Source organism: Mycobacterium sp. TH-M82 (genome assembly GCF_057473605.1).
This window is the reverse complement of record NZ_JBYCKY010000278.1, coordinates 1-3,646: the sequence shown is the minus strand read 5'-3', so window position 1 is coordinate 3,646 and position 3,646 is coordinate 1. Positions and strand designations below refer to the sequence as shown.

Here is a 3,646-nt window from a genome sequence, read left to right as displayed (position 1 = left end):
GTAACTCACTGACCACTACGCGATGGCCCACCCCAACACCGGCAACGACACGCCGGGCACCTTCAGCCCGGCTGGCCTCAGCCCCCGAAACCCCACCGCCCCAGGGGACTTACCCCGCTCTTCCTCTCCACAACCAACGCAGCAAATCGCATACTTGCAGGTAGAGACATCTAACTCGATACCTATCACTCATGGCAAACACCACAAACGCCGAGAGCATTAGATTTTAAGTCCGCTGCCTCTGCCAATTGGGCTATAGGGGCCCACGGCGCCCAGGGTGAATCTAGCGTGGTAACGCCTGGGCCGGCTCAGCGGCTATACGGCGTTCTGCTGGCAAATGGTGCCTGAACCATGAAAACAGTACTTCGCCAGCATGCCTTCGTCATCGCATAGCGAGGTCGGCGACCGCTCGCGGGTCGTGCTTACATGTGTCCCGGGCAGTAAGCGGTAGCCGAGATGGCGGCGAACTGTGCGGCGTTCTGCAGGGTGAAGCCGGGGTTGGTCTGCTGGACCGCGAGGACGGTGTCCGTGGGCGAGAGGCCCGCATCCATCAACTGGCACACCGCCCGGCCAGCAGGTATGGCTCGGTCCGCGCCGCGATAACTCAATCCCGCGCCGGAAAGTGCAGTCAGAAACGCCGCGTCGCTGCTGACATGGTCGCCCTGGTCGGCGTACGCAGGCGCCGAGAAGCCGACCGTGGCCGCGACGCCTGCGATGGCAGCTGGCAGGAGGAGCCGTTTCATAGGCCATAGTGTGCGCAAAGTGCGTTACGAACGTGTTACCGAGCTTTTGCTGTCGTGGAGCGGATTGTTAAATCTGTGTTGCCGACCCTCACGGCATGCGATCGAACGAACGCCGACTGTGTAGTAGGACTCTGGCAAACGCACCGATGGCGACACATCGTTTCACGTTAACACGTTCCACGCCAATCGGGTTCGATGCTAGCCCGACATTTGAGCTTTGCCCGTACACCTGCGGCCACCGCCAACAGAACAACGAAAGTACTTTAGGGAACGCGAGATAGCCGCTCTTGATGTACCCCCAGATCGAGGGCCGACGCACCAACCCTAAGCCGGCCGTATGTAAAAAGTTCAGACATGCGAGTTAATAAGCGGTTAACCAGCTTTCGTAACCGGCTGCATCCGCGTACATTGTGGTTGGTTAATATCCTTGGCGCCGTCGAACTGGTTGCCGTATCTCAGAGCCGACCCTCCAACACCGGCCGACTCGGTTTCGTAAAGGAGAAAGCGATGTCTTATGTGACCACCCAGCCTGAGTCGTTGACGGCTGCGGCCGGCGACCTGCAGGGCATCGAATCGGCGCTCAGCGCGCAAAACGCGGCGGCCGCCGCACCGACTACCGGTGTGGTTCCCGCCGCCGCCGACGAGGTCTCCGCACTGACCGCGGCGCAGTTCGCGGCGTACGCCAGCCACTACCAGGCGGTCAGTGCCCAAGCCGCGGCGATTCACCAGATGTTTGTGACCACCCTGAACACCAGCGCAGAGTCCTATGCAGCCACCGAGGCCGCCAACGCGACCGGCACATCCTCGGCGGTCTCACCGCTGCTCAGCGCACTGAGCTCATTGGGCTCGAACTCGCTCCTTACGGATCTCGGCACAGGCGCATCGACCGCCATGATGTATATACCGTCGAGCCTGGCCCCGAGCTTGATCGGTTACCTCACCGCCGCGGGCCACGCCGTCGGCGGTGGTGCAGCCGGCACCGGAATTGGGGCATTGCTGATGCCCGGCGGCCCGCTCGGCGCCCTGGGCGGCCTGGGCGGCGGTGTGAGTGGTGCGGCCGGTGCCGCGTCGGCCGCCGCCGGCACCGTCAACACGACCGTGCCGGCGGTGTCGGCCGCCATGGGCCAGGCGACGCTGGTCAACTCGTTTTCCGCGCCGCAGAGCTGGGCCGCCGCCGCGCCGGCCACCGCCAGCACCGCTGCCCTACCGGCCAGCGGCTGGGCTGTCGCACCGGAGACCAACTCGGTGGCGGCCATGCCCGGCGGCATCCCGGGTGCCAGCGCTGAGCGAGGTGGCTTCGGCTTGGGCACTCCCCGTTACGGGGTCAAGCCCACCGTCATGCCGCGCACGGGCATGGTCGGCTAAGCAGAGTCCCATTCGGCCGCCTAGGCCGCCAACGTCATCGCAGCAGAGTTATAAGGAGTAGCCATGTTGGACTACGGAGTGTTACCGCCGGAGATCAACTCCGGTCGCATCTATGCCGGCCCGGGGTCGGCGCCGATGATGGCCACCGCGTCGGCCTGGCGCGGTCTGGCCGCCGAGCTTGCCTCGGCAACGACGTCCTACGAGACGGTGATCCACCGGCTTTCCGGTGAGGAATGGCTGGGTTCGGCCTCGGCATCGATGGCCGCCGCGGCCACACCGTACCTGGCGTGGATGAGCGCCGCCGCCGGTCTAGCCGAGCGGGCCGCCACCCAGGCCACCACCGCGGCCGCGGCATTCGAGGTGGCCCGCGCGGCCAGTGTGCCCCCGCCAGTTGTCGCCGCCAACCGGGCCCAGCTGGCGGCGTTGGTCGCGACCAATTTTCTGGGGCAGAACACCGCGGCTATCGCCGCCAACGAGGCCCACTACAGCATGATGTGGGCACAAGACGCCGCCGCGATGTACGGTTACGCGGGCACCTCGGCGACCGCCACGCAGCTGACGCCGTTCAGTTCGCCGTCACAGACCACCAACGCGGCGGGCACAGCCGGGCAGGCCGCCGCGGTCACCCAGGCCGCCAGTTCCGCAGTCGCCAGCAACGGCCGGGTGGAGCAACTGATCTCCGCGATGCCTAGCGCACTGCAGGGACTGTCCTCGCCGGTAGCGGCCAGCACATCCTCGGCGTCGTCAGGACTGTTCGGAATCAACTCGTTGCTGAGCTTCCTGGACACATTGGGCGCGAACTCGGGGGTGGCAACCGTCACCGAAGCCGCGGCGACCGGCGTAACGTTCATACCGTCGACCTTGATTCCGACCATGGTCGGTTTCTTTGTCGGTGGCGGTTTCAACGCCGTCGGCGGCGGTACGATCGGCAGCGGCCTGGGGGCGCTGCTGGCTCCCGGTGGTCCACTCAGTGCCCTGGGTGGGCTGGGTGGCGGTGTGAGTGGTGCCGCCGGTGCCGCGGCGGCCGCCGGCACCATGAGCGCGGTCACACCGGTATCGGCCACCATGGGCCAGGCGACACTGGTGAGTTCGTTGTCGGTGCCGTCGAACTGGGCCGCAGCCACCCCGGCCAGCGCCGCTGCCCTACCGGCCAGCGGCTGGGCTGTCGCGCCGGAGACCAACTCGGTGGCGGCGATGCCCGGCGGGATCCCGGGACCCGGAGCCGGACGGGGTGGCTTCGGCTTCGGCACTCCCCGTTACGGGGTCAAACCCACCGTCATACCACGCCCGGTGATGGTCGGGTAAACCAATTCGCAGTCAACAATTTTCAACAGGTATGGCCCGGCCCTCGCAGAAGTCCATCGTCGTCCGCCACAAATCCGTCTGTTTCGGCGTCAAACCCAAACTTACCCAACCATTCTCGCCGATCGCGCCCAGCTACTACTGCAGCCGTAGTTCGTGATCATTGGTTTTCCTGTCGCCGGTAGTGGGATAGCTGCGCTCGGTATTGGTGTCGTCGTCGCCAGTGCGACCAGGCC

The 3,646-nt window shown here is 65.7% G+C and carries 3 protein-coding genes and 1 pseudogene; 3 read left to right on the top strand and 1 reads right to left on the bottom strand.

The window, feature by feature from the left end; all coding sequences use genetic code 11:
• Window positions 1-422: 422 nt before the first annotated feature.
• Window positions 423-743, bottom strand: a complete 321-nt coding sequence (locus tag AC2VON_RS08810; RefSeq protein ID WP_486952599.1) for a DUF732 domain-containing protein — start codon at window positions 741-743, stop codon at window positions 423-425.
• 507 nt (window positions 744-1,250) lie between these two features.
• Here AC2VON_RS08810 and AC2VON_RS08805 point away from each other — a divergent pair.
• From AC2VON_RS08805 to AC2VON_RS08795, 3 genes and pseudogenes are all read left to right on the top strand, one after another.
• Window positions 1,251-1,535: pseudogene (locus AC2VON_RS08805) on the top strand (PE family protein); the annotation flags it as partial.
• 99 nt (window positions 1,536-1,634) lie between these two features.
• Window positions 1,635-2,108, top strand: a complete 474-nt coding sequence (locus AC2VON_RS08800; RefSeq protein WP_486952600.1) for a PE/PPE C-terminal domain-containing protein — start codon at window positions 1,635-1,637, stop codon at window positions 2,106-2,108.
• A 63-nt stretch (window positions 2,109-2,171) separates the two neighbouring features.
• Window positions 2,172-3,413, top strand: coding sequence for a PPE family protein (locus AC2VON_RS08795; RefSeq protein WP_486952598.1), 1,242 nt, complete (start codon window positions 2,172-2,174; stop codon window positions 3,411-3,413).
• Window positions 3,414-3,646: the final 233 nt, after the last annotated feature.

Coding starts and splice junctions, on each gene's coding strand:
- AC2VON_RS08810 (WP_486952599.1), bottom strand. CDS start 743: ATGAAACGGCTCCTCCTGCCAGCTGCCATCGCAGGCGTCGCGGCCACG.
- AC2VON_RS08800 (WP_486952600.1), top strand. CDS start 1,635: ATGATGTATATACCGTCGAGCCTGGCCCCGAGCTTGATCGGTTACCTC.
- AC2VON_RS08795 (WP_486952598.1), top strand. CDS start 2,172: ATGTTGGACTACGGAGTGTTACCGCCGGAGATCAACTCCGGTCGCATC.